The following is a 24,558-nucleotide window of genomic DNA, read 5'->3' on the forward strand; positions in this document are numbered from 1 at the left end:
ATGGCCCGCTGCCGCCGTGCCCGAAATCGTGCCACATTCGTACCCGGGAAGGCCGGATGAAACACCACATGAGGAGAACGTGCCGGCTAAACCCCTTGCCTTCAAAGCCCTCAGTCGAACTCATGCTCAAAGGCCGAGCCGTCGGATTGGCCTGCTGAATTAACCAAACCCTTCTGTCCGGCAGCAAATACACTTGGCAGAAGCCTTGTTTTCCAGTGCTTCGCCGCCGGGATTTCTGTTTTCAACCTTTCTTTCGAATACTGTTCTGCTTACTCGCTTGCTTATGGCTTCTTCCCTTTTTACGACTGCCGCCTTGCCCGCCGACCCGCATAGCTACGCCGGCACCGGCCTCGCGCGGGTCCGTCATCTGGACCTCGACCTGGAGGTAGATTTTGCTACCCGTACCCTGGCCGGCACGGTCACCTGGCAGTTGGCCGACGCCACAGCGGCAGCCGATGTGGTGCTGGACGCCCGGGACCTGACCATTGAAACCGTAGAAGGCCTCGACGCGGCCGGTAACGCCACGCCAGCGGCCTTTGACCTTGGCCCGGCTGATGCGGTGCTGGGCCAGGCCCTGCGCGTGGCCCTGGCCCCCGGAATTTTGGCCGTCCGCATTCGCTACCGCACGGCGGCCACTGCGGCGGCCCTGCAGTGGCTGGCGCCCGCCCAGACCGCCGGCAGCCAGCCGTTCCTCTTCACGCAGTCGCAAGCCATTCTGGCGCGCACCTGGCTGCCGTGCCAGGACTCGCCCGGCATCCGGTTCACCTACGACGCCACGGTGCGGGTTCCCGCCCACCTGCTGGCACTGATGAGCGCCGGCAACCCCCAGCAGCTCGACCCCAATGGCGAGTACCACTTTCGGATGGCCCAGCCCATTCCGGCTTACCTGATGGCCCTGGCGGTGGGCGACCTGCGCTTTGCGCCGCTGAGCGAGCGCACCGGCGTTTATGCCGAGCCCGCTACCCTACCCGTGGCTAAGCACGAGTTTGCCGACCTGGAGAAAATGGTGGCAGCCGCCGAGGAACTGTACGGCCCCTACCGCTGGGAGCGGTACGATTTGCTGGTGCTCCCACCCAGCTTCCCCTTCGGCGGGATGGAAAACCCCCGATTAACATTTGTAACACCTACCATTCTGGCTGGCGACCGCAGCCTGACAAGTTTGGTGGCGCATGAGCTCGCGCACTCTTGGTCGGGCAATCTGGTTACAAATGCAACGTGGAATGATTTCTGGCTGAACGAAGGCTTTACAGTCTATTTCGAGCGGCGCATCATGGAACATTTGTATGGGGCCGAATACGCCGACATGCTGCAGGTACTGGGCCGCGCCGCCCTGCACCACACCATCGAGGAAATCGGCGTGGCCAGCCCCGACACGCATTTGCACCTGGACCTGACTGGCCGCGACCCCGACGAGGGCCTTACCGAAATCGCCTATGAAAAAGGCTGCGCCCTGCTTCTGACCCTAGAGTCGCTGGTGGGCCGGCCGCGACTCGACGCCTTTATTACGGAGTACTTCGCTCGCTTCAGCTTTCAGGCAATGGACACCGCCACCTTCCTGCACTACCTCCGGGCCGAGCTGCTGGACCCGGAGCCGGGCCTGGAGGCCCGCCTGAACCTGGCGGCCTGGGTGGAAGGCCCCGGCCTGCCCGGCAACGCGCCGGTCCCCGCCTCCCGGCGCTTCGAGGCAGTGGACCAGGGGCTGGGGCGCCTGAGTGGCGGGGCCGCGCCGGCTTCCCTCCTGCCGGCCACGGCCGACTGGAGCAGCCACGAATGGGTGCACTTCCTGCATGGGCTCCCGACCTCGCTTTCGGCGGAGCAGCTGGCGGAGCTCGACGCGGCGTTTCACTTCACCGATTCTGGCAACGCTGAAATTCTGGCGGCCTGGTTTCCGCACACGTTGCGGGCCGAATACGCGCCGGCCGAGGCGGCGCTGGAAAATTTTCTGCGGCACGTGGGCCGGCGCAAGTTTCTGGTGCCGCTGTACCGGGCCTTGCTGGCCACGCCGCATGGCCCGAAACGCGCCCGCCAAATTTATGCGCAGGCCCGGCCCAACTACCACTCCGTGACCACTGGCACGCTTGATGCACTGCTGACCGAGCGCACATAAGCCCGCGCGGCCCCAACTTTGCAGCAGATTGCCTGAAACCTCTCGTGGCAGCGGCTGTTTTGCATTTTCCAGCTATATTAAATAAGATATCCATTGAAATCCATCATTCCGCTCGGTAAGCTCATCGCCGTGGGTGGCAACGAGGACAAGGGCACGTACCCCAACCCCCGAACCCGCCGCAAGTACTACCTCAACTTTTTCGAGTTGGGCATCCTCAAGCGCATCGTGCTCGAAACCGGCAAAACGGACCCGCGCATCGAAGTCGTCACCACGGCTTCCATGATTCCGGAGGAAGTGGGCCCGATTTACACGGGTTCCTTCGCCATGCTCAACTGCCTGAACGTGGGCATCATGGACATTCGCACGCCCGAAGACGCCCGCCAGCCCGAGTACCTGGAGCGCCTGCTGGCCGCCGACGTCATCATGTTTTCGGGCGGCAACCAGTCGCGCCTGCGCGAGATGTTCGGCGAAACCGACTTCCTCGACCGCATGATGCAGCGCTACTACGCCGAGCCCCATTTCGTGATTGCGGGCACCAGCGCCGGCGCCATGGCCATGTCGCAGCACATGATTCGCGGCGGCTCGGTGCCCGACGCACTGCTGAAAGGCGCCGTGAAAATGGGCACCGGCCTGGGCCTGCTGCCGGCGGCCATTGTCGACTCGCACTTTGTGAAGCGCGGCCGGTTTGGGCGCCTGATTGAGTCGGTGGCCCTGCATCCCAAGCTCATCGGCATCGGGCTGGGCGAAGATACCGGCGTGCTCATCACCCAGGGCAACTGGGTGGAAACCATTGGCTCCAACCTCGTTATCATCCTCGATGGGCACGAAATCCAGCACAACAATGCCGCCGCGGCCAAAAAAGGCACGGTGCTTTCCATCGAAAACGTGACCATGCACGTGCTGGCCAAAGGCAACGTGTACGACATGCGCGAGCGCAAATTTTACGTCAGCAAAGACGCGCTGCCCATTCCAGCCACGACGGCCGTTAAGTCTGTCTCGGCGACCACGGCTGGCTAGCGTCTGGTTTGGCAGTTTTGAGAAGCCCATTCCTTACTAATAAGGAGTGGGCTTTTTACTATCTAAATTGCCCATGCCCGGTAGCTTACGTATGGCTATCAGGCTTGCCGCTCAAGCCATTCAACGCTTTTCTTTCCTCCATCAGCATTTTTGATATGAACCAACGCAAGCTGGGCAAAACCGGCCTTTCCGTTTCCGAAATCAGCCTGGGCACCTGGCAAGTCGGGGGCAAGTGGGGCGAGCCCTTTAGCCACGCCAACGCCGACCAGATTCTGAACGCCGCCGTGGACGCGGGCATCAACTTCATCGACACGGCCGACGTGTACGGCGACGGCGAAAGCGAAAAAGCCGTGGGCCGGCTCGTCCGCGCCCGCTCCGAGCGCATTTTCGTGGCCACCAAATGCGGGCGCCGCCTGCAGCCCCACACGGCCGAGGCCTACCAGCCCGCCGCCCTCCGCCGCTTCGTGGAAGACAGCCTGCGCAACATGCAGCTCGAAACCCTCGACCTCATCCAGCTGCACTGCCCGCCCACGGAAGTATATTACCGCCCCGAGATTTTTGAGCTTTTTGACCGGCTGCGCGAAGAAGGCAAAATCCAGCACCTCGGCGTGAGCGTTGAGAAAGTGGAGGAAGGGTTGAAAGCCATTGAATTCCCGAACGTCACCACCCTGCAGCTCATCTTCAACATGTTTCGGCAGCGCCCGCCGGAATTGCTGTTCAAAGAGGCCGCCCGGCGCGACATCGGCCTCATTGTGCGCGTGCCGCTGGCCAGCGGCCTGCTCACCGGCAAGTTCTCGCCCCAAACGGCCTTCGCGCCCGACGACCACCGCAACTTCAACCGCCACGGCGAGGCCTTCGACAAGGGCGAAACCTTCTCCGGCGTCGACTACGCCACTGGCCTCGCCGCCGTGGAAGAATTGAAGCAGGCTTTCCCCGACCAGCCGCTGGCCGACATTGCCCTGCGCTGGATTCTGATGTTTGACGAAGTAAGCTGCATAATTCCCGGCGCCTCCCGCCCCGAGCAGGTCCTGCAAAACCTGCAGGCCGCCGAGCTTCCGCCCTTAACCGCCGAGCAAATGCAGACGGTGCGGGATATCTATGACCGCCGCATCAAGCCGCTAGTGCATTATAGTTGGTAAGTTAAGAAATCGTCATAAAGAACAGAACGTCATGCAGAGCGCAGCGAAGCATCTTGCCCGCAGCAAGTAATCCAATCATCAGGAGTTACTGCTGCGGTAAAGATGCTTCGCTGCGCTCAGCATGACGTTCTTTTTTGCCACGGCCTCCAAACTTACTCCTTATATATAGCCACCAGTGCCTCGCCGCCTTCGGTGCGGCTGGCGCGGTACATGCCTTCGGAATTAAAGGGCAAAGTCACATTCCCGGCCGCGTCCACGGCGATGAGCCCCCCCTCGCCGCCGGCCGGCGCCAGCTTGTCGTGCACCACCACGCGGCAGGCTTCTTCCAGGCTCAGGCCTTTGTATTCCATCAGGCAGGCGATGTCGTAGGCCGCCACGGCGCGGATAAAATATTCGCCGTGCCCGGTGCAGCTGATGGCGCAGCGCTCGTCGGCCCAGGTGCCGGCCCCGATGAGGGGCGTGTCGCCGATGCGGGCGTAGCGCTTGTTGGTCATGCCGCCGGTGCTGGTGGCGGCGGCCAGGTGGCCGTGCTGGTCGCGGGCCACGGCGCCCACGGTGCCTTTTTTCCAGTTGGGGTCGGCGCCGTCCACGAATTTAACGGGCTCGTCGAGCGGGGCAGTGGCGGGCAACGCGGGGGCAGCGGCGCGGGCCTGGCTGTGGTCGAGGCGCATGCGGCCTTCGCGCAGGGCTTCCTGCAGTTGGTTGAAGCGGTGCTGGGTGAAAAAATATTCGGGCGGCTGCAGCGGCAGGCCGTGCTCGCGGGCCAGCTCGTCGGCACCGGGGTAGGCCAGCAGCACGTGTTCGGTCTGCTCCATCACAAGGCGGGCGGCGCGAATGGGGTTTTGCACCTGCCGCACGCCGGCCACGGCCCCTGCCAACTTGGTGTGTCCCTGCATGATGGCCGCATCCATCTCGTGGTGGCCCTCGTGGGTGAACACGGCCCCGCGGCCGGCGTTGAACAGCGGGCAGTCTTCGAGGTGGCGCACGGCGGCTTCCACGGCGTCGAGGGCCGCGCCGCCCCCTTGCAGAACGGCGTAGCCGGTGTTCAGGGCCGTTTCGAGGGCCGCGCGGTACTCGCGTTCAGCATCGGGAGTGAGGGAGGCACGGGCAATGGTGCCGGCCCCGCCGTGAATGGCGAGTGCAAACATTTTTTATGGGAAATAAGCGGCGAAAAGCGGTTGCAAAGGTAGCCGGAGGGAACGGCTAGTGGGCTGCTAGTGTTTTTTTTCGTAGGTTTGATGTTCAAGTTTATTACTACCAAAACACCCCCACTTTTATGGCATACGACGTAACCGGCCGGCTGCACGAAATCTTTGACGAACAGCAGGTAAGCGAGAAATTTCGCAAGCGCGAGTTCGTGCTGGAAGTCCAGGATGGCCAGTATCCCGAGCATATTAAGTTCCAGATGGTTCAGGACAAAACCAGCCTCATCGACCCGTTCAAAATGGGCGACGAAGTGAAGGTGACGTTCAACCTCCGCGGCCGCGGCTTCAACAAGAACGGCCAGATGCTGTACTTCACCAACCTGGAAGCCTGGAAGATTGAGCCCGCCTCGGCAGGTGGCAATGCCGGCAACAGCTACGGCGGTGGCCAGCAAGCCGCTCCCCGCCCCGCTGCGCAAAACCAGAACCCCACGCTGCGCGCCCAGCCCTCGGCGGCCCCCATCGCCAGCGACGACGACAACGACTTGCCTTTCTAAGGTCAGTTCAACGAGCCAACGGCTCGGTTGCATTAGCAGCTGAAACTTCGTAGAAATGCCGTACCTGAGCTTCAGGTGCGGCATTTTTTGTGCCCGCTTTTCGTTTGAATAGGGTATGGATTTACACGAACTGATTAAGCGGGGCGAAGGCGAAGAGCTGGAATTCAAGCAGAAAACCACGCACCCGCACCGCATTTCGCGCACCCTGGCTTCACTGGCCAACACCCGCGGCGGGCTGGTGCTGGTGGGTGTGGATGACGCCGGACGAATCCTGGGCGTGCGCGACGCGCAGGAAGAAGTATTTGTGCTGCTCGAAGCCGCCACGCACTACGTGGACCCACCCCTGACGGGGTTGCAATTCCGCGAAATCGAGGAAGACGGCCGCACCGTCCTCGTCGTGACCGTGCCCGAAAGCCTTAACAAGCCCCACCGTGCCCAGGTGGCCCCCGACGACTGGCGCGGCTACGTGCGCGTGCGCGACTCCAGCGTGCAAACCAGCGGCCTCACCGAGAAACTATTGGAGCGCCAGCAGCCCGAAGCCCGCTTCGAACACCTGCCCCTCAACAAGCAGGAGCTGGCCGTCATCGACTACCTCAAAATCCACCCCCGCATCAACCTGGCCCAGTTCATGAAGTTGGTGAACTTCGGCAAGCGCCGCGCTTTCCAGACGCTGATAAAGCTGGTGCTGCACGGCTACATCCGCCACCACGACAAGGAAAAGGAGCCCTACTACACGCTCTGATTATCTTCTTGGTGCCGTTCAAACGCTTTTGCCACCATTTCATATACTTGCTGATAGAGTGCGCTATTCAACAAAGGGTCTAACCCTTCGCCCCTATACACAGCTTCAGCAAACTTTTCAACCGTCATGGGTGGGTTATTTACAATCCGCTTCTGCAATGGCACCGGCAAGCAAAAACCCAGTTTCACACACAAGTCATAGAGCAGCCCTTCTGTTTCAGTATCAGCAAGTCTTATTTTCATTACAATCAAGCTATAAAAAACGGATGCCTTCAGCACAATGCTGAAGGCATCCGTTTTTTTGGATTATTGGATTAATAAAAGGCGTTACTCCTGCTTGCGGGCGCGGGCGACTTTCTTTTCCTCCTTCTCCGCTTTTTTCTCCTTCATCGATTTGGTGGGTTCTTTCTTTTTTTCTTTGCGGGCGTCCTGGGCTTTGGCCATGATTGAAAAGAAGTTAAGTGAGGGGTTGATTTCGGGTAATTCAACGCGCGGCCGGGCCGGCGTGTTGTGGCGGGCGAAGGTATAAACTTTGCCTCAACCTTGTAGAGAAGGCAGATACCGCTCGCGAATGATGCGGAGGTGATGCAGCTCGTGCCCGGCCGTAATGAAGAGCAAAGCGCGCACGGTGACCGGGCCGTTGTTGGCCGTGCCGCGGCGGTTCAGCTGTTCCTCGGTGAAGCTTTCGGCCAGGGCCACGGTGGCGGCGCGCACGGCGTCGTATTCGGCCAGCAGGCTGGCGAGGGGGCGGGCGTTGGCGCCGCTATAGGGCACATAGTCGTCCTGCTCAAAACCGGTCAGGTTCTGGCTGTCGCCGCGGGCAAAGCGCAAGGCCCGGTAGGTGAAGATGCGCTCGGTATCAATCTGGTGCAGGAGCATTTCCTTGAGGGTCCATTTGCCGGGCGCGTACCCCTGTTCGGTTTGCGCTTCGCTCAGGCCGGCAAATACGGCGTGGATTTCCTGCGGCTGGCTGCGCAGTGCGGCTAGTGGGTCCGTGCCCTCGGGCACCATATTGATGTAGGTGCCGAAATAAGGTATAAAATCTCCCTCGGCGGGGCGCGTGGTAGGCATGGCGAATTCGGGCAGGTGAGCAATAAAGTCGGCAATGGCGGACTCGGGTTGCGCATCGGGGGCCGCGTCTGCCGGCAGCACCAGGGCCACGGGCTCGGCCACGGGCGGGGCATCCGGCAGCACCAGGGCCGGCGCCAGTTCCGGGTCGAGTTGCAGCCGCACCACGGGCAGCGGGGCCGGCAGCGCGGCGCTGGCCTGCGGCTGCCCGAAGGCCCACACCAGGAAATCGGGCATGATGTGGCCCCAGGTGTTTTGGTGGTGGCGGCCGCCTTCCAACTGCACGTAACGCAGGGCGCGTTGCGTATCGAGCCCCTTTTTAACGAGCTCTTCGATGAGGTCGAGGCAGTCTTCGACCGAGTCGATGACGCCGTTTTCGTTGCGGTCGTTGCGCTCGTCGAGGGTGCCGGTTTGCAGCCAGAACCGGTGGCTGGGGTGCAGCTGCCCGGCCCGCACCAAGCCGTGCATGATGCGGTCGGCGGGCGTGTAGCCGGCGCCCACGGCCCGCTGCCGCCACCAAAACGAGCCCGAAAACACGCCCGCCCGCGCCAGCGCTTCCGGGTGGTGCCACACCATGTCGAAAGCCGACAGCCCGCCGAGCGAAAAACCCGCCATCACCGCTTCCAGCGGATTGGGCGACGCCTGGAACGTGGCCTGGGCAAAGGGCAGTAGCTCCTGCAGCACGAAATCAGTGTAAGCGCCGGCCCGGCTGCCGCGGCCGTTGAAATCGGCAGACGCGGCCGTGCCGTATTCCTGGGTGCGCAGTTCGTTGGCGTGCGGCGCTACGATTAGGAAGGGCCGGACGGCCTGGCGGGCGTAAAGGCCATTCAGGGTGGCTGCCAGGTTCAGGCGCTCGAAATCCTGCCCGTCATTTAAATATAATACCGGGTAGTTTTCGCCGGCTTCGGCGCCTTGTGGCGGCAGGGCAATGGTGATTTCTACGTCGCGCTCCAAGAAGCTGGACGCCAATACTTCCCGAACAATTCGGATGCTGGCTGGAGACGTAGGCGGGCTGAGGGTGTCGGGAAGCATAAAACAAAGTAACGCAGCCCGCCGGAGTTGAGTTGGAAAGTTGAAAAATCCAATCAAATATGGCAGGGCAATTATTTATGACTAGTTTGCCGTACAGCTTAAAAACTTTCGCCTTCCACCCCACCCTTTTACGCCACCCGCCGTGCAGGAACAACACCGCCGCTTTTACTCGCACCACCTCGGCCAAGACATCGACATGCTGGTTTTCGGCACCTGGGGCTACCCGGTGGTCGTTTTTCCTACTTCGGGAGGCCACGACAACGAAGCGCGCGACTTTAAGCTCATCGAGGCGGCCCGCCCGCTGATTGAAGCCGGCCGGGTCAAAATCTTCTGCATCGACAGCATCGACCAGCACTCCTGGTACGCCAAGCACTTGGAGCCGCGCATCCGGGTGCAGAACCACGTGTTTTACGACCAGTTTCTGAGCGAGGAACTGGTGCCCATGCTCCAGCAGGAATGCAACGTGGACAAGATTGGGGTGGCCGGGTGCAGCTTCGGCGGCTTCCACGCACTCAATTTTGCCTTTCGCCACCCCAACCAGGTGGCCCACCTCTTCACGATGGGCGCGGCGTTCGATATTCGCCAGTTCGTGAACGGCTACCACGACGACAACGTGTATTTCAACAACCCGCCCGAGTTCATGCCCGGCGCCCAGAGCGAGCATTTTCAGTGGATGAACATCATCTTGGGCACTGCCGAGCACGACTTCTGCAAGGATTCCACCTTTGAGATGGCGCGCATTCTCAGCGAGAAAGGCATCCATTACACGCTGGACGTGAAGCCCTTTGGCAACCACGACTGGCCCGTGTGGCGCGAAATGTTTCCGCAGTACCTGAGCACTATTGGTTAAGCATCTCCCTTTTTCTTCTCCTCACCAACAAACTTTCACACCCGCCTAACGGCAACCAATCACCCCGCCATGAAAAAAATCGGCATCCTTTTCGGACAAGAAAACACCTTCCCGCAGGCCTTTGTGGACCGCGTGAATCAGAAAGCCGTGGACGGCATCACCGCGGAGTTCGTGAAGATTGAGCAAGTAGAGCAGGCCGTGCCCTGCGGCTACGACGTCATCATCGACCGCATTTCGCAGGACGTGCCCTTCTACCGCGCCTACCTCAAAAACGCCGCCCTCACCGGCACGGCCGTGATTAACAACGCCTTCTGGTGGAGCGCCGACGAGAAGTTCTTCAACAACGCGCTGGCCGTGCAGTTGGGCGTGCCGGTGCCCAAAACGCTGCTGCTCCCCAGCAAGCACCGCCCCGACGACACCACCGAGCAATCGTTCCGCAACCTGGCCTTGTTCGACTGGGATAAGGCCTTCGCGCACATCGGCTTCCCGGCGTTTATGAAGCCCCACGCCGGCGGCGGCTGGAAGAGTGTGTATAAGGTAGACAACCCCGAGCAAGCCTGGCGCGCCTACGACGAAACCGGCCAGTTGGTGATGCTCTACCAAGAAGCCATCGAGTTCGAGGACTACTTCCGCTGCTACTGCCTGGGCGGCAAGCACGTGCTCATCATGCCCTACGAGCCCCGCAACGCCCCCCACGAACGGTACCAGACCACGATGAAAACGGAGGGCGAGGCCGGCCAAAAGCTGCTTGACACCATCAAGGACTACACCCTGCGCCTGTGCCAGGGCCTGGGCTACGACTTCAACACGGTGGAATTTGCCGTGCGCGGCGGCGTGCCCATCGCCATCGACTTCGGCAACCCCGCCCCCGACGCCGACGTCAATTCCGTGGGCGCCGAGAACTTTGAATGGGTGGTGGAGCACGCCGCGCTGCTGGCCATCGAGCGGGCCCAGGCCAGCCGGGCCGGCCGCACCAACCTGACCTGGGGCACCTTCGTGCAGGACTCCGTGCGCGCCGCCCCCAAGGGCTCGCCTACCATCGGCTCCAACGTGCAGATGGGCCAGGCCGTGCGCGAAACCAACGACCTGGGCGCCACCGGCGCCCCCTCCGCTACGGCCAAAAAGGCGGCGCCCAAAAAATCGGCCAGCGCCCCCAAGCCCGAGCCGCCCACCGGTGAAGTGTCGTCCAGCGAGCAGTCGGCCAAGAAAGCCGCGGCGCCGGCCAAGAAACCGGCCGCGGCCAAAGCCGCCCCCGCCGCCAAGAAACCCGCGCCTAAGAAAGCATAACGGGCGTTTAAGCCATTAAACCCGGTCCGGCGCGCCATCGGGGCGCCGGACCCTGCGGTTTCCTTCCTCTATTTTTCTTTCGCTCCTTCATGGCCATGCCCACGTTTACCCTCGGCATCGAGGAAGAATTTCAGACCATTGACCCCGAAACCCGGGAGCTCCGCTCCCACCTTTCGCAGATTGTGGAGGGCGGCAAAGTCATCCTGCAGGAGCAGGTGAAGGCCGAAATGCACCAGGCCGTGGTGGAAGTTGGCACCAACATCTGCCACAACATTGACGAGGCCCGCACCGAAGTCCTGCACCTGCGCCGCCAGGTGATTGAGCTGGCCGACAAGCAGGGGCTAAAGATTGGCGCCGCCGGCACGCACCCGTTTTCGCGCTGGCAGGAGCAGCCCATCACGCCCGACGCCCGCTACGACAAAATCGTGGAGGAGCTGCAGGAAGCCGCCCGCTCCAACCTGGTTTTTGGCATGCACGTGCACGTGGGCATCGAAAACCGCGAAATCGGCGTATACATGATGAACACGCTGCGGTATTTCCTGCCGCACTTGTTCGCGCTCAGCACCAACTCGCCGTTTTGGGAGGGCCGCGAAACGGGCTACAAGTCGTTCCGCACTAAGGTATTCGAGCGGTTTCCGCGCACGGGCATCCCGGGCTTCTTCCACAGCGCCAGCGACTACGACGAGTTCATCGAGCAGCTCATCAAAACCGGCTGCATCGACAACGGCAAGAAAATCTGGTGGGATATTCGCCTCCACCCGTTTTTCGACACCATCGAGTACCGCATCTGCGACATGATGATGCGCGCCGACGAAACCATTGCCGTGGCCGCCATCATGCAGGCGCTGGTGGCCAAAATCTACAAGCTCAAGGCCCAGAACCTCAATTTCCGCATCTACCGCAGCGCCCTCATCAAGGAAAACAAATGGCGCGCCGCCCGCTACGGCATTGATGGGCAAATGATTGACTTCGGCAAGCAGGAAGAAGTGCCCACCCGCAAGCTCATCCTGGAACTGCTCGATTTTATCGACGACGTGGTGGACGACCTCGGCAGCCGCCACGAAGTAGAATACGTATTGAAGATGATGAAAATGGGCACCGGCGCCGACCGCCAGCTCCAGGTGTTTCGCGAAACCGGCGACCTGAGCAAAGTGGTGGACTACATCTTAGCCGAAACTACCCACGGGCTTTACTAAACCAGTATCTTTGCCGTTGCAACGCCAGCCGCCCGGTTGGCGTTGCTTCTTTTTTCACGGGGTTCAACGCCAGGCTTTTCGCTTTGCTGACCTCCCCCGTTTATCCCGCTTTATTTGATACTTATGGAGGCTATTCGCATCGCCATTCTGGACATGTACGACAACGCGCGCAACGAAGGCATGCGCTGCATTCGGCAGCTGCTGGCCCGCAGCGCGGCCGAAAACGGCGCGGCTTTCGACGTTGACACCTTCAATGTGCGGGCCGAAAACGTGGTGCCCGGGCTGGACTACGACATCTACATTTCCAGCGGCGGGCCCGGCAGCCCGCTCCCGTCCGACGAGCCCTGGGAGCGGCAATACTTCGATTTCATTGATGCGCTGCTGGCCCACAACCAGACCCAGGACAACAAGAAGCACCTGCTGCTCATTTGCCACTCGTTTCAGTTGGTGAGCCGGCACCTGGGCCTGGGCACCGTGAGCCGACGCAAGTCCACTTCGTTTGGGGTGCTGCCGGTGCACCTCACCCCCGCCGGCTTGGCCGAGCCAGTGTTGCAGGGCCTCCCCGAGCCGTTCTACATTGTGGACTCGCGCGATTTCCAGCTCACCAACCTCGACCTGGACCGCCTGAATGCCTACGGCGCGCAGGTGCTGTGCCTGGAGAAAGAGCGCCCCCACGTGCCCCTGGAGCGCGCCGTGATGGCCATTCGCTTCACGCCCGAGGTCATCGGCACGCAGTTTCACCCCGAGGCCGACGGCGAAGGCATGCTCCGCTACATGCTCACGGATGAGCGCAAGCAGCAGGTCATCACGGCCTACGGCGAAACTAAATACCACGAAATGGTGCGCCTGCTGGCCGACCCCACCACCATCGAGCACACCGAATCGGTGGTCGTGCCTACTTTCCTGCGCCGGGCACTGGCCGAGCTGGGCCAGTTCGCCACTGCTTAACCCACTGCCTGCTCCACGCCGCCCTGCCCATGATTCCGGAACCCCGCCGCGCGTTCAACGCCGCCTTCACCCCCGCCCGCTACCAGGAAATGCTGGCCGACATCGACCAGCAGCTGCCCGGCCAACTCGATTTTCGGGTGGCCGAAACGCCGGTTTTTGTGCCGGCGGTGCTGCGCGACAAGTTGATTGCAGCCGGCGAAAGCATCATCCGGGTCATCGAGCAGCCAAATTTCAAGCAGCTAACCGAGGCCTCGATTCCGCCCCACCAGCGCGTGCCCAACGAAGATGCGCGGCCCGAGTTTCTGACGTTCGACTTTGCCGTGTGCCGCGATGCCCACGGCGAGCTGGAACCGCAGCTCATTGAGATGCAAGGGTTTCCTTCGCTGTATGCGTTTCAGTCCTGGCTGCCCGGCGTGTTTGCCCGGCATTTCCCAGTCCCTGATTCGGTGACGCCGTTTCTGGGCGTTCCAGATTTTGATTCTTATCAGGAACGGATGCGGGCCTTTATTCTGGCCGGCGAACCCGCCGAAAACGTCATTCTGCTGGAGCTATTTCCGGAAAAGCAAAAAACGCGCGTCGACTTTGCGCTAAGCAAAAAGCTCTGGGGCATTGAAGCCGTTTGCATCACCGACATCCGGAAGCGCGGCCGTCAATTGTTCTACCAAAAGGATGGCCGCGAAATTCCAATAAGGCGCATTTATAACCGCATCATATTTGATGAGTTGGCCCGCTACCCGGAATTAAACACCGAATTTCAGCTCACTGATGACGTTGACGTGACGTGGGTGGGCCACCCCAACTGGTTTTTCCGCATCAGCAAGTTCACGCTGCCGCTGTTGCAGGGACCGTTTGTGCCGCCCAGCTATTTCCTGCACGAGCTGGCGCAGTACCCGAGCGACCTGGAAAATTACGTGCTGAAGCCGCTGTTTTCCTTTGCCGGCGCCGGCGTGCGGCTGCACGTCACGGCCGCGGAGCTGGACGCATTGCCGGACAAGCAGCATTATTTATTGCAGCGCAAAGTGAGTTACGAGCCCGTGGTGCAGTCGCCCGACGGCCTGGTGAAATGCGAGATTCGCCTGCTCTACATCTGGCCCAAGGGCGAAGCCCGGCCGCAATTATTAACGGGCCTGAGCCGGCTGAGCCGGGGCGAAATGATTGGGGTCGACTTCAACAAAGACAAAGACTGGGTGGGCGGCACCACGCCGCTTTTCGAGCGCTAGCCCAACCGGGCACGCCATTTGAAAGGGGGCCGAACAACGCCCGGCAAAGCTTGCGCGTAAAGCGCAACCTCACCACTTGTCCCCGCCATTCATGTCTTCCCTCTCCGAAAAAGGCCTCAAGCTCTCCAAGAACGCGCTGTTCAACGTGTTTATCGGCCGCGCCACCAAGCTGCTCGGCCGCCCGTTCAAGGTGGTTACGGTGCTCAACGAAGCCGCCGACAAGCTCGCCGACAAAGAAAGCAAGGACAATAAGTTCCGCCAGCTTTTTGAGGTAGCCCGCACGCTGGTGCGGCTGGTGCGTAGCTACATCAGCGGCGATTACCGCGAGATTTCCAGCAGCACCATCGTCTCGGGGCTGGCGGTGCTGCTCTACGTGCTGTCGCCCATCGACCTGGTGCCCGATTTTATCCCGGTATTGGGCTTTCTCGACGACCTGAGTCTGGTGAGCTGGTTTGTAGGCAAATTCCAGGTGGAAATCACCAGGTTTCGCGAGTGGGAAGAAACCGGCCGCGGACGTGCGCTTGGCATCGAAGGCTCGTTTTCGGGCCCCGATGCAGCCGCTCGGCCCGCCCGGGGCGATGCCGCCCTGCCCAGCGTGGCCGAGTTGGGGCACTCGTAACGCCGAATGGCGCCCGGCTTCTTCGTTTGCATGCTTAACTTTCCGGCCCTGGCCGGCGTTGCCACACCGGCCTTTTAGCCTAACCGTTTTCTATGCCCACGTTCGTCGTTTCCATTCGTTTGCCGGAAACCTTCGATGAGGAATTTATTTCCCTGATACCGAGCCACCGGGCTTTCATCAACCACCTGCTGAGCGAAAAAATTGTGGAAGTGTACGCCATCAGCAGCGACCGCAGCCGCGGCTGGGTGACCATGAACGGGGACGACGCCGCGGCCGTGCAGGCGGTGGTCGAGCAGTTTCCGCTTTACCATTTTTTGCAGGGCGTGGAAATTGACGAGCTGTTCATCTTCGACAGCACCGCCTCGCGCTTTCCTCACATCAGCTTAAATTAATTACGGAGCGGCCCCGCACGTTCGGGGCCTCGTTTATTCATTATGGGCACTTTAGTATCTGGCTTCTCCTCTCTCCGGCTGGCTGGTGCCGGCGCGGCGCTGACGGCCATCACGGCGGCGTTCATAAGCCCGCCCCCTCCCCCGGCCATTACCACCGAGCAGCTTACGAGCCGGATGAGCGCGGCCATCGAGGGCCTGAAGTATTTGCGCTGCACGGTGAAGGCACAGGAGCGCATTGGCGGCAACATCAACCAGGCGCGCAGCATCATGAAGCTGACGTATAAGCCGTTGCGCATCTACATTAAAAACCAGAAAGGCGTGGAAGTGCTCTGGCTGCAGGGCCAAAACGACGGCGATGCCTGGGTGTACCCGGCCAGCTTTCCCTACGTCACGCTCAGCCTGGACCCCAACGGCAAGCTGATGCGCAGCAACCAACACCACACGGCTTTGCAAGCCGGTTTTGGCACCATTGCGGACCTGCTGCGCACCACCGGCCTGCGCCAGGACAATGCCTACAGCAAGTCGTTTCGCTACGCCGGCGACACCACCGTTCAGGGCCGCACCAGCCACGTGCTGCGCTCCGATTTCCCGCAATTCCGCTACGTGACCTACAAAGCCGGCAAAAACGAAACCATTGAAACCGTGGCCGAGCGGTTTGGCTGCGGCACCTACCGCGTGGTGGAGCGCAACGGCCTGACCATCGGCGAAAAAATCCCCGAAGGAAAAGTGCTGCAGGTGCCCAACGCCTACGGCCGGCGCACGGTGCTGTGCGTGGACCCCAAAACCTACCTGCCCACCATGGTGCAGGTGAACGACGACAAAGGCCTGTTTGAAAAATTCGAGTTCCTGGACGTCGTGCCCAACCAGCCCATTCCCCTGGAGGAGTTTACCAAGGACTATAAGGACTACAAGCTGTAGCGTACAGCCCCGTCATCCTGAGCACAGCGAAGGACCTTCTCACGCATGAACGGAAAACGTTCCGCCGAGAGAAGGTCCTTCGCTGCGCTCAGGATGACAGGAGGAGTTATCTCCGCATCGTTTTTTCGATTTGTTCCCACATGTCCGGGGTCAGCATTTCCAGCTTGTTGAACTCGCCGGCGCCGTTCAGCCACTCGCCGCCATCGATGGTGACGACTTCGCCATTGACGTAAGCCGAAAAATCCGACACCAGGTACGCCGCCAGGTTGGCCAGCTCCTGATATTGGCCCACGCGCTTGAGCGGTACGCTGGCGGCCGGGTCGAGCTTGCTGGCCAGCGGCTCGGGAAACAAGCGGCTCCAGGCGCCCTCCGTCGGGAACGGGCCGGGCGCAATGGCGTTGGAGCGGATGCCATACTTGGCCCACTCCACGGCCAGCGAGCGGGTGATGGCCAGCACGCCCGCCTTGGCCGCCGCCGACGGCACCACGAACGCCGAACCCACCGAGGCGTAGGTGGTGACAATGTTGAGGATGGTGCCGGGCTTTTTGTCGGCAATCCAGCGCTTGCCCACGGCCAGCGTGCAGTTGTAGGTGCCGCGCAGCACGATGTCCACAATCACATCAAAAGCCTTGTGCGACAGGCGTTCCGTGGGGCTGATGAAGTTACCGGCCGCGTTGTTGAGCAGCACATCTACCCCGCCAAACTCCTGAACGGTGCGTTCCAGCATGGCTTCTACCTCGTCGTACTTGCGCACGTCGCAGGCAATGGCCAGCACCTTGCCGCCGGTTTGCTGGCGCAGCTCTTCGGCGGTTTTTTCCAGCACGTCGAGCTTGCGGCTGCTGATGGTGACGTTGGCCCCCAGCTGCAGGAAATAGGTGGTCATGGCCCGGCCCAGGCCGGTGCCGCCGCCGGTCACGATGATGGTTTTGCCGGCCAGCGCGTTGTCGCGCAGCATGGGCTGGGTGTAGGGAGTGTTCATGCGGAGGTAACAATGTGGGTGCGAAGCGCGGCTCCGGCCGCCGCCCGAAGGTACTAGAAGCTGGCTCGACGGGCCACATGGCGGGACGGAAGCGGCTCATTTCGGTTGCCGAATATAGTATTTCGGCATTTTTTGCTGACCTTCGTGCTTTGTAAGCCGAATTAGTGGTTGAGGACAAGATGACAAGTTCCATTTCCGGGGGCTCCGCGAGCACGACATCGGGAGCGGAACTCCCCAAAGTATTGGTGATGGGCTGTGGGTGGCTGGGCCTGGCTCTGGCCCGCTCTCTGGCCGCCGACGGCCACCAGGTGCTGGGCACCACCACCACGCCCGAGAGCATCGCCATCATGCAGCAGGCTGGCATCGAGCCGCATCTGTTGCGCCTGGGGTCCGATTTTGGCGCCCCAGCCGAAGCGCTTCTGCTGCGCCTGCTCCAATCCGCCGACGTGCTGGTGCTGAACGTGCCGCCGCGCGCAGCGGCGGCCGGCGCTTATCCCACGCTGCTGCGCCCCGTGCACCGGGCGGTGGCCGCGGCCGGCACGCGCCACGTGCTGTTCGTGAGCTCGACCAGCGTGTATCCCGACGAGCCGCGCGTGATGCACGAAACCGACGCCCTAAGCACCCGCGATGCGGCGTCGGACGTGCTGCGGGCCGAGGGCCACTTCGTGCCGCGCTACGGGCAATGGAAAAGCACCGTGGTGCGCCTGGGCGGCCTCATCGGGCCCGACCGGGCACCCGGGCGCTTCCTGGCCGGGCGCCGCGACCTGGGCCAGGGCAACGCCCCCGTCAACCTCGTGCACCTGACCGATGCCGTGGGCGTGTTGTCGGCCATCATCAAGCACGGGGCCTGGGGACACACGTTCAACGTGTGCGCGGTGCAGCACCCGCTGCGGCGCGACTTTTATCCGGCCGCTGCCCGCTACCTTAAATTGGAGCCGCCCACGTTCAAGGACGAAACCGGCACCAGCGGCAAAACCATCGACAGCAGCCTGGTGCGCTCGGTGCTGCCGTATAAATTCCAGCACGACGATGTGCTGGCTGCATTGGAGCACTGCTAACTGAGGGCCTGGCAAAGACGCCGGCCGTACCTTTGCGCCGTGAATATTGACGCGTCCAAACCCCTGGTGGCCGTGATTGGCGGCGGGGCGGCTGGCTTCTTTGGTGCCATTGCCTGCGCCGAAGCCAACCCCGATTTGCAAGTGTTGCTGCTGGAAAAAACGGGCAAGCTGCTCAGCAAAGTGCGCGTGTCGGGCGGCGGGCGCTGCAACGTGACCCATGCCTGCGAAAGCCCCGCCCAGTTGGTGGCCCACTACCCACGCGGCAGCAAGCAGCTGAAAAATGCCTTCCAGCAGTTTGGCGTGGCCGATACCATTGCGTGGTTTGCCCGGCGTGGCGTGACGCTGAAGACCGAGGCCGACGGCCGCATGTTTCCCACCACCGATTCCAGCGAAACTATTGCCCGCGCCCTGGAAGACGCCGCTCGGCAGGCGGGCGTGCGCATCCTCACCAATGCCAGCGTTGACGAAATTCAAGCCGAGGAACGCGGTGGCTTTAGCTTAAAACTAAGCGGTGCCAATGCTCCGTTGCATGGCCCTTTGCTAGCTCAGAGCGTGCTCATTGCCACCGGTGGCAACCCCAAAAGTGCCAACTATGAGTGGCTGCGCGCCCTGGGCCACGCCATTGCTGAGCCCGTGCCTTCCCTTTTCACCTTCAACGTGCCGGAGTCGCCGCTGAGTGAGCTGATGGGCGTGAGCGTACCCTACGCCCGCGTGGTGCTGGCCGGCGAAAAGCTGCAATACGAAGGCCCATTGCTGGTGACTCACTGGGGCGTGAGTGGGCCGGCCGTGCTGAAACTTTCGGCCTGGGGCGCCCGCCGGCTCAGCGAGTTAGGCTACGTGGGAACGGCGCTCATCAACTGGATTCCGGCCCATACCGAGGAAACTTTGCGGCCCTGGCTGCAACAGTTTCGGCAGGAGAACGGCAAGAAAACGGTGGCCTCCAACCCCCAGTTTGGCCTGCCCCAACGCCTGTGGCGCAACCTGACCGAACAAGCCGGCATCGGCCCCGAGACCCGGTGGAGCGACCTGCCCGCCAAAGCCCAAAACCGCTTGTTGGAACTGCTGCTGCGCTCGCCCCTGGCGGTGCGCGGCAAAACGACCTACAAAGAAGAGTTTGTGACCTGCGGCGGCGTCGTGCTAAGCGAAGTGGACCTCAAAACCATGCAAAGCCGGCGCGTGCCGGGCCTGTACTTTGCCGGCGAAGTGCTTGATATCGATGGCATCACCGGCGGCTTCAACTTCCAGGCAGCCTGGACCACCGGCTTTCTGGCGGGCCAGGCCATGGCGCTTAGGAATCTGGAATAAAACAGAACGTCATGCTGCGCGCAGTCGAAGCATCTCTACCGCTGTAGCTCTACCAATTGCGAGGAATAGTTGCGCGGTAGAGATGCTTCGGCTGCGCTCAGCATGACGTTCTTCTGTTCTCCGGCTCCGTTCATAGTCCAGCCGCCGACGTCTGTAACCTTCCCACAACTCAGGCAGTAAAGAGAACATACTTTCCAACTTACATTTCTCTTTCCCCAATGGAAGCCAAAGCCACCACCGCCCTCCTCAACGAATTGGTTGAAACCCTCAAAGATGGCCAGAAAGGCTACGCCGACGCCATGACCGACGTGGAGGACAGCAGCCTGAAAGACACGTTCAAGAAATACGCCGCCCAGCGCGCCAGCTACATCACCGAAATCGAGGACCAGATGTTCAAGCTGGACCTCAAGCCCGACGAAAGCGCCTCGGTAACCGGCACCGTGCACCGCGCCTGGATTGACCTGAAATCGGCCCTCACCAGCAAAGACAACAAAGCCGTCCTCAACGAGTGCGAGCGCGGCGAAGACTACGCCGTGAAAGCATATCAAACTGCCCTGAAAGCTCAGGACCTGCCTTCCGCCCTCAAATCGGTGATTGAAAAGCAGTACCAGGGCGTCCAAGAAGCGCACAATACCATCAAAGGTCTGCGTGATTCTTCGAAGTAAGTTCTTCTTTCTGACTTGTTAAGGCAACAAAAAAGCCGCCCAATGGGCGGCTTTTTTGTCTTCTAACCTTCTTCTAAATTAACACACGTAAAATCGTCACCTAATCTGGATAGCCCAGTTAACCAACCGGTAATCGGCTATTCGTCGAAGCTCTCGTTGCGCGGGGCGCGGGGCGTGCGGGGCGTTTCGTACTCGCGCGGGGTGCCGTAGCTAGGCTTGTTGCCATAGCTGGGCTTGTCGCCGTAGCCGCCTTTGTTGCCGTAGCTGGGCTTGTTGCCGTAGCCGCTGCCGCCTTCACGGTTGCCGTAGCTGGGACGGTTGCCATAGCCGCTGCCGCCGTCGCGGTTGCCTTTGTAGCCCCCGCCGTAGCCGCCTTCGCGGCGCTCGCCCCCGCCGTAGCTGCTGCCACCGCGGTTGCCACCTTTATAGCCGCCCTCGCGCCGCTCGCCGCCGCTGAAGGGACGACGCTCCCGGTCGCCGCCGAAGCCGCCCGGGCCACCGCCGCTGCGGCTGAAGCCTTCCTGCTTGGCCTCGCCCTCCTGCACCGGCGTGGCAATGCTGAAGCTCACCGGCGAGCCCTGGATGCTGGTGCGGCCCAGCTTGCTCACAATCTCATCGGCAAATTCCGACGGCACTTCCACGAAGCTGAACTTATCGTAGAGGGCGATGTCGCCCACTTTGGCACCGGTCAGGTTGGTCGACTCCGAAATTAAGTCCACAATGTCGCGGGGATGAATCCGGTCCTTTTTACCCATGGTCACGAACAAGCGCGTGTAGCCGGGGCGGGCCGAGCCGGCCGCCTTGCTGGCGTCGAGGCTCTGCTGGGCGCTCTTGTCCTCCTTCATCGTCATCTTCAGCAGCGCGGCGGCGATGTCGAGCGAGGTGATTTCGTCGCCCTGGTCGAGCAGGCGCTGCACGCGGCCCACGTACTTGTCGAGGTTGCCCTTCTCGATGATTTCCTTAATTTGGTTCAGGAACAGCGTGGTTTTCACCTCCGACACGTCGGCAAACGACGGCACCTGCTCCAGTTTAATCTGCGCCTTGGTGAAGCGCATGATGTCGCGCAGCTTATAAATGTCGCGGCCGCTCACAAACGTGAACGCCTTACCCGACTTGCCGGCTCGGCCCGTGCGGCCAATGCGGTGCACGTAGTACTCCTCGTCGGCGGGCAGGTCGTAGTTCACCACGGCCTCCACGTTGTCCACGTCGATGCCGCGGGCGGCTACGTCGGTGGCCACCAGCACTTCCAGCGTCGACTTGCGGAACTTGTCCAGCGTGTTCTGGCGCTGCTGCTGGCCCATGTCGCCGTGCAGGCCTTCAGCAAAATAGCCTTTGGCTTGCAGGTCGGCCACGATTTCGTCCACCATGCGCTTGGTGTTGGCGAAAACGATAGTCGACTTCAGGTTGTACATGTCGAGCAAACGGGTCAGCACGTCCTTTTTCTGAGGGCCGCGCACCTCGTAGTAGCTCTGCTCGATGTTGGTCACCGTCATGGTCTGGTGGTTCACCTTCACAATCTGCGGCTCGCGCTGATATTTTTTGGTGAGCTCCATGATGGGCTTGCTCATCGTGGCCGAGAAGAACACCGTCTGGCGGTCCTCAGGCATCTTGGTCAGGATGAACTCAATGTCGTCGCGGAAGCCCATGTCGAGCATTTCGTCGGCTTCATCGAGGATGATTTTCGTAGTTTTATCGAGGCGCAGGGTGCCGCGCTCGATGTGGTCCATCACCCGGCCGGGCGTGCCAATCACAATCTGCACGCCGCGCTCCAGGGCGCGCAGCTGACGGTCGTAAGGGCTACCGCCGTAGATGGGCACCACCATCAGGCCGCGCTTATACTTGCCCAGCTTCTGGATTTCGCCCGACACCTGCACCGCGAGTTCGCGGGTGGGGCAGAGCACCAATACCTGCACGTCTTTGCTCTCGGTATCGATGTTGTCGATGGCGGGAATGGAGAAGGCGGCGGTTTTGCCAGTGCCCGTCTGGGCCTGGCCGATAACGTCTTTGCCGGCAAGCAGCACGGGAATAGCAGCGGCCTGAATGGCCGAGGCTTCCTCGTAGCCCATCTCGGTGATGGCGCGTTGTACTTCTTCGGAAAGGTTTAGCTCGTCAAAGCGAACTACAATTTTTTCAGCTTCCATGAATGTGGAATTGGTAAGGGGGTAAGAGACTCGCTCCGAAAACAGCCGTACTCAGCGACGTTTCCCCTCCTTCTACCTTGTCACAATCAGGCGGGAAAAACAACCAAAAAACTATGCGGCCAATGCCTTATGCCTCTATTGGGCTAGCGCGGACTTAGGGCCGTCCTCAAATGCGGGTGCAAAGGTACGGATTTTATTTCGGGAAAGCTAGGATGAGGCAAAAAGAACGTGGTAAGCAAGAACGTCATGTCGAGCGCAGCCGAGACATCTCGCGTGCAGTACTAGAGTGTGTGGACAGTTAGCGTAGCCAATCAAGTGCGGCGAGAAGGTGCGCCGCAGCCAAGAAGGATACGGCCGTCTTGTCGTAGCGCGTGGCCAAGCCCCTGGCTTCCTTGAGCCGCCCAAAGAAGCGTTCGGCTTTGTTGCGGTCGGCGTAGAGGTTTTGGTCGTAGGCGCGGCGCTCGTTGCGGCTGGATTTGGGCGGAATAACGGGCTCGGCGTGACGGCCGGCAATGGCCGCGAGCACCGCGTTGGTGTCGTAGGCTTTGTCGGCCACGACGGCCCCGGGCGCGTGGCGCAAGGCCGCCAACAACCCCGGCAACTGGGTGCAATCGGCCCAGTGGCCCGGCGTGAGCACCAGGTGCAAGCCGTTGCCCAACGCGTCGACCACGGCGTGCAGTTTGGTGGAAAAGCCGCCCCGGCTGCGGCCTAAGCTTTCGGCGCCCGGCGTGCTTTTTTTTGCCCGGCCGCCGCTTTGTGGGCCTTTGCCGTGGTCGAATCGACCAGCACCCAGGCGTAGTCGGGCTCTTGCACGGCCTGAAACAAGGCCTCCCACACCCCGGCTTGTGCCCAGCGCCGAAAGCGCCGGGCCACCGTGTTCCACGGGCCGAACCGCTCGGGCAAGTCGCGCCAGGAAATGCCGGTTCGAACGCGGTAGAGCACCGCGTTGACAAACAAGCGGTTGTCGCGCCCTCGACTCAGCCGGCCCAACGTGTGGGGTTCGACGGCTTTCCATTCAGGTTCACTTAATTCGTGGCGGCGCATGGGCCAAAACTACTGCTTACTGTCCACACGCTCTAACTCAAGTGATTGGATTAGTAATGGCACGCGAGATGTCTCGACTGCGCTCGACATGACGTTCAAAGAAGCTTTGACAAACCTTCCACCAACCACAAAAAAAAGCCCACCAAAGGCGGGCTTTCTTAGAGTTGCAAAGCTGCGGTTGGACTAAACCAACGATACTTTTACTGCGTTCGGGCCTTTTTTGCCTTGGGCTACTTCGTATTGAACTTTGTCGTTTTCGCGAATCGAGCTAACCTGGAGGTCGCTGATGTGAACGAAGATGTCTTCGCCAGTTTCGTCGTTTTTGATGAAACCAAAACCTTTGGTGTCATTAAAGAATTTTACCGTTCCGGTGGGCATGGTGGTTGGTTGTGGAGTTTCCCTAAGCGTTTGGGCCACCGTGGCTTGGTTTCTTAGGTTGCGTCAAAGATAAGCAGAATTTCCAATTGACCAAGTCGATAGGTATTTTTTTGAATGACGACGTCTGAGCCTAAGTGGAACGTCATGCCGAGCGCAGCGAAGCATCTTTACCGCGCAACGCAATCCAATCGATTGAGTCACTACTGCAGTAAAGATGCTTCGCTGCGCTCGGCATGACGTTCTAGTGGTATGACGTTCTTTCGGATGGCTGCCGACCTTTGTGCGCCCCCCTCCTCTCTATTCAGTATGCCCCACGCGCCCGCCCACGCTTTTTCGCACGAATTTCAAGTGCCGGCCGGCGCCATTGATGCGCTGGGGCACGCCAACAACGTGGAATACGTGCGCTGGGTGCAGGACGTGGCCGGGGCGCACTGGCAAACCATCTGCCCGGCTGAGGCGCAGGACCGGTACATTTGGGTGGTGCGCGAGCACCGCATCCGCTACCTGCAATCGGCCTTCGCGGGTGAGACGCTGCGGGCCACCACCTGGGTGGGCGAAACCAGTGGGGCCACGTCGCTGCGCTACACCCGCCTCACCCGCGCCGCCGATGGCGTGCTGCTGTGCGAGGCCGAAACCACTTGGGTGCTGCTCGACCCCAAGAGCGGCCGGCCCGTGCGCGTGACGGCGGAGATGGTGGAGTGGCTGAAGCCTTGATACCACTGAATTATTTTTAATACCAATAAAAAAGCACAGCA

The 24,558-nt window shown here is 61.1% G+C and carries 23 protein-coding genes and 1 pseudogene; 17 read left to right on the forward strand and 7 right to left on the reverse strand.

Annotated elements, in window-relative coordinates; genetic code table 11:
- Window positions 1-283 precede the first annotated feature (283 nt).
- From I2H31_RS14400 to I2H31_RS14410, 3 genes are all read left to right on the forward strand, one after another.
- A complete protein-coding gene (locus tag I2H31_RS14400) occupies window positions 284-2,107 on the forward strand; it encodes a M1 family metallopeptidase (RefSeq protein ID WP_196293744.1) in 1,824 nt (607 codons plus the stop codon).
- A 93-nt stretch (window positions 2,108-2,200) separates the two neighbouring features.
- Window positions 2,201-3,124 (forward strand): cyanophycinase, encoded by a 924-nt coding sequence (locus tag I2H31_RS14405; RefSeq protein ID WP_196293745.1) that lies wholly within the window; start codon window positions 2,201-2,203, stop codon window positions 3,122-3,124.
- Window positions 3,125-3,279: 155 nt separating this feature from the next.
- Window positions 3,280-4,263: an aldo/keto reductase gene (locus tag I2H31_RS14410; RefSeq protein ID WP_196293746.1), complete on the forward strand. Its 984-nt coding sequence runs from the start codon at window positions 3,280-3,282 to the stop codon at window positions 4,261-4,263.
- A gap of 152 nt (window positions 4,264-4,415) precedes the next feature.
- On the opposite strand, the gene I2H31_RS14415 is transcribed toward I2H31_RS14410, so the two are convergent.
- Window positions 4,416-5,411 carry an isoaspartyl peptidase/L-asparaginase family protein gene (locus I2H31_RS14415; protein WP_196293747.1) on the reverse strand — a complete coding sequence of 332 codons (996 nt, stop codon included), beginning with the start codon at window positions 5,409-5,411 and terminating at the stop codon, window positions 4,416-4,418.
- Between the two features lie 128 nt (window positions 5,412-5,539).
- On the opposite strand from I2H31_RS14415, the gene I2H31_RS14420 reads away from it, so the two are divergent.
- Together I2H31_RS14420 and I2H31_RS14425 are read left to right on the forward strand one after the other, a co-directional pair.
- Window positions 5,540-5,962 carry a DUF3127 domain-containing protein gene (locus tag I2H31_RS14420; RefSeq protein ID WP_196293748.1) on the forward strand — a complete coding sequence of 141 codons (423 nt, stop codon included), beginning with the start codon at window positions 5,540-5,542 and terminating at the stop codon, window positions 5,960-5,962.
- A gap of 115 nt (window positions 5,963-6,077) precedes the next feature.
- Window positions 6,078-6,704, forward strand: coding sequence for an AlbA family DNA-binding domain-containing protein (locus I2H31_RS14425; RefSeq protein WP_196293749.1), 627 nt, complete (start codon window positions 6,078-6,080; stop codon window positions 6,702-6,704).
- On the opposite strand, the gene I2H31_RS14430 is transcribed toward I2H31_RS14425, so the two are convergent.
- Together I2H31_RS14430 and I2H31_RS25200 are read right to left on the reverse strand one after the other, a co-directional pair.
- Window positions 6,692-6,946: a hypothetical protein gene (locus tag I2H31_RS14430; RefSeq protein WP_196293750.1), complete on the reverse strand. Its 255-nt coding sequence runs from the start codon at window positions 6,944-6,946 to the stop codon at window positions 6,692-6,694. The two genes, I2H31_RS14425 and I2H31_RS14430, sit on opposite strands and share 13 nt — an antisense overlap.
- A gap of 294 nt (window positions 6,947-7,240) precedes the next feature.
- Window positions 7,241-8,803 (reverse strand): alpha/beta hydrolase-fold protein, encoded by a 1,563-nt coding sequence (locus I2H31_RS25200; RefSeq protein WP_230687806.1) that lies wholly within the window; start codon window positions 8,801-8,803, stop codon window positions 7,241-7,243.
- A gap of 142 nt (window positions 8,804-8,945) precedes the next feature.
- On the opposite strand from I2H31_RS25200, the gene I2H31_RS14445 reads away from it, so the two are divergent.
- From I2H31_RS14445 to I2H31_RS14480, 8 genes are all read left to right on the forward strand, one after another.
- Window positions 8,946-9,653 (forward strand): alpha/beta fold hydrolase, encoded by a 708-nt coding sequence (locus I2H31_RS14445; RefSeq protein WP_196293751.1) that lies wholly within the window; start codon window positions 8,946-8,948, stop codon window positions 9,651-9,653.
- A gap of 69 nt (window positions 9,654-9,722) precedes the next feature.
- Window positions 9,723-10,940: an ATP-grasp domain-containing protein gene (locus I2H31_RS14450; RefSeq protein ID WP_230687808.1), complete on the forward strand. Its 1,218-nt coding sequence runs from the start codon at window positions 9,723-9,725 to the stop codon at window positions 10,938-10,940.
- Window positions 10,941-11,035: 95 nt separating this feature from the next.
- The gene (locus tag I2H31_RS14455) at window positions 11,036-12,136 is read left to right on the forward strand and encodes a carboxylate-amine ligase (RefSeq protein WP_196293752.1); all 1,101 of its coding nucleotides are present in this window, start codon (window positions 11,036-11,038) and stop codon (window positions 12,134-12,136) included.
- A gap of 123 nt (window positions 12,137-12,259) precedes the next feature.
- Complete coding sequence (locus I2H31_RS14460) at window positions 12,260-13,084, forward strand: type 1 glutamine amidotransferase (RefSeq protein ID WP_196293753.1); 825 nt, start codon at window positions 12,260-12,262, stop codon at window positions 13,082-13,084.
- 29 nt (window positions 13,085-13,113) lie between these two features.
- Window positions 13,114-14,304, forward strand: coding sequence for a hypothetical protein (locus tag I2H31_RS14465; protein ID WP_196293754.1), 1,191 nt, complete (start codon window positions 13,114-13,116; stop codon window positions 14,302-14,304).
- A gap of 91 nt (window positions 14,305-14,395) precedes the next feature.
- Window positions 14,396-14,923, forward strand: coding sequence for a YkvA family protein (locus I2H31_RS25810; RefSeq protein WP_196293755.1), 528 nt, complete (start codon window positions 14,396-14,398; stop codon window positions 14,921-14,923).
- 92 nt (window positions 14,924-15,015) lie between these two features.
- A complete protein-coding gene (locus I2H31_RS14475) occupies window positions 15,016-15,315 on the forward strand; it encodes a hypothetical protein (protein ID WP_196293756.1) in 300 nt (99 codons plus the stop codon).
- Window positions 15,316-15,357: 42 nt separating this feature from the next.
- Complete coding sequence (locus I2H31_RS14480) at window positions 15,358-16,233, forward strand: DUF1571 domain-containing protein (RefSeq protein WP_196293757.1); 876 nt, start codon at window positions 15,358-15,360, stop codon at window positions 16,231-16,233.
- Window positions 16,234-16,339: 106 nt separating this feature from the next.
- On the opposite strand, the gene I2H31_RS14485 is transcribed toward I2H31_RS14480, so the two are convergent.
- A complete protein-coding gene (locus I2H31_RS14485) occupies window positions 16,340-17,212 on the reverse strand; it encodes an SDR family oxidoreductase (RefSeq protein WP_196293758.1) in 873 nt (290 codons plus the stop codon).
- A gap of 179 nt (window positions 17,213-17,391) precedes the next feature.
- On the opposite strand from I2H31_RS14485, the gene I2H31_RS14490 reads away from it, so the two are divergent.
- The 3 genes from I2H31_RS14490 to I2H31_RS14500 all read left to right on the forward strand — a co-directional run bounded on the left by I2H31_RS14490 (window position 17,392) and on the right by I2H31_RS14500 (window position 20,240).
- Window positions 17,392-18,270, forward strand: coding sequence for a Rossmann-fold NAD(P)-binding domain-containing protein (locus I2H31_RS14490; protein ID WP_196293759.1), 879 nt, complete (start codon window positions 17,392-17,394; stop codon window positions 18,268-18,270).
- 39 nt (window positions 18,271-18,309) lie between these two features.
- A complete protein-coding gene (locus I2H31_RS14495) occupies window positions 18,310-19,575 on the forward strand; it encodes a BaiN/RdsA family NAD(P)/FAD-dependent oxidoreductase (RefSeq protein ID WP_317192230.1) in 1,266 nt (421 codons plus the stop codon).
- Window positions 19,576-19,793: 218 nt separating this feature from the next.
- Window positions 19,794-20,240 carry a PA2169 family four-helix-bundle protein gene (locus I2H31_RS14500; protein ID WP_196293760.1) on the forward strand — a complete coding sequence of 149 codons (447 nt, stop codon included), beginning with the start codon at window positions 19,794-19,796 and terminating at the stop codon, window positions 20,238-20,240.
- A 137-nt stretch (window positions 20,241-20,377) separates the two neighbouring features.
- Here the strand turns inward: I2H31_RS14500 and I2H31_RS14505 are convergent, their stop codons facing one another.
- The 3 genes and pseudogenes from I2H31_RS14505 to I2H31_RS14515 form a co-directional block, all read right to left on the reverse strand.
- On the reverse strand, window positions 20,378-22,381 hold the full coding sequence (locus I2H31_RS14505; RefSeq protein WP_196293761.1) for a DEAD/DEAH box helicase: 2,004 nt from the start codon (window positions 22,379-22,381) through the stop codon (window positions 20,378-20,380).
- A 298-nt stretch (window positions 22,382-22,679) separates the two neighbouring features.
- Window positions 22,680-23,398: pseudogene (locus tag I2H31_RS14510) on the reverse strand (IS5 family transposase); the annotation flags it as partial.
- A gap of 210 nt (window positions 23,399-23,608) precedes the next feature.
- Entirely contained in the window at window positions 23,609-23,803 is a 195-nt protein-coding gene (locus I2H31_RS14515; RefSeq protein ID WP_068239330.1) for a cold-shock protein, read from the reverse strand.
- A 306-nt stretch (window positions 23,804-24,109) separates the two neighbouring features.
- On the opposite strand from I2H31_RS14515, the gene I2H31_RS14520 reads away from it, so the two are divergent.
- A complete protein-coding gene (locus I2H31_RS14520) occupies window positions 24,110-24,517 on the forward strand; it encodes an acyl-CoA thioesterase (protein ID WP_196293762.1) in 408 nt (135 codons plus the stop codon).
- The last annotated feature ends 41 nt before the right edge of the window (window positions 24,518-24,558 follow it).

The sequence above is a fragment of the Hymenobacter ruricola genome, assembly GCF_015694525.1.
GTDB classification, from domain to species: Bacteria; Bacteroidota; Bacteroidia; order Cytophagales; family Hymenobacteraceae; genus Hymenobacter; species Hymenobacter ruricola.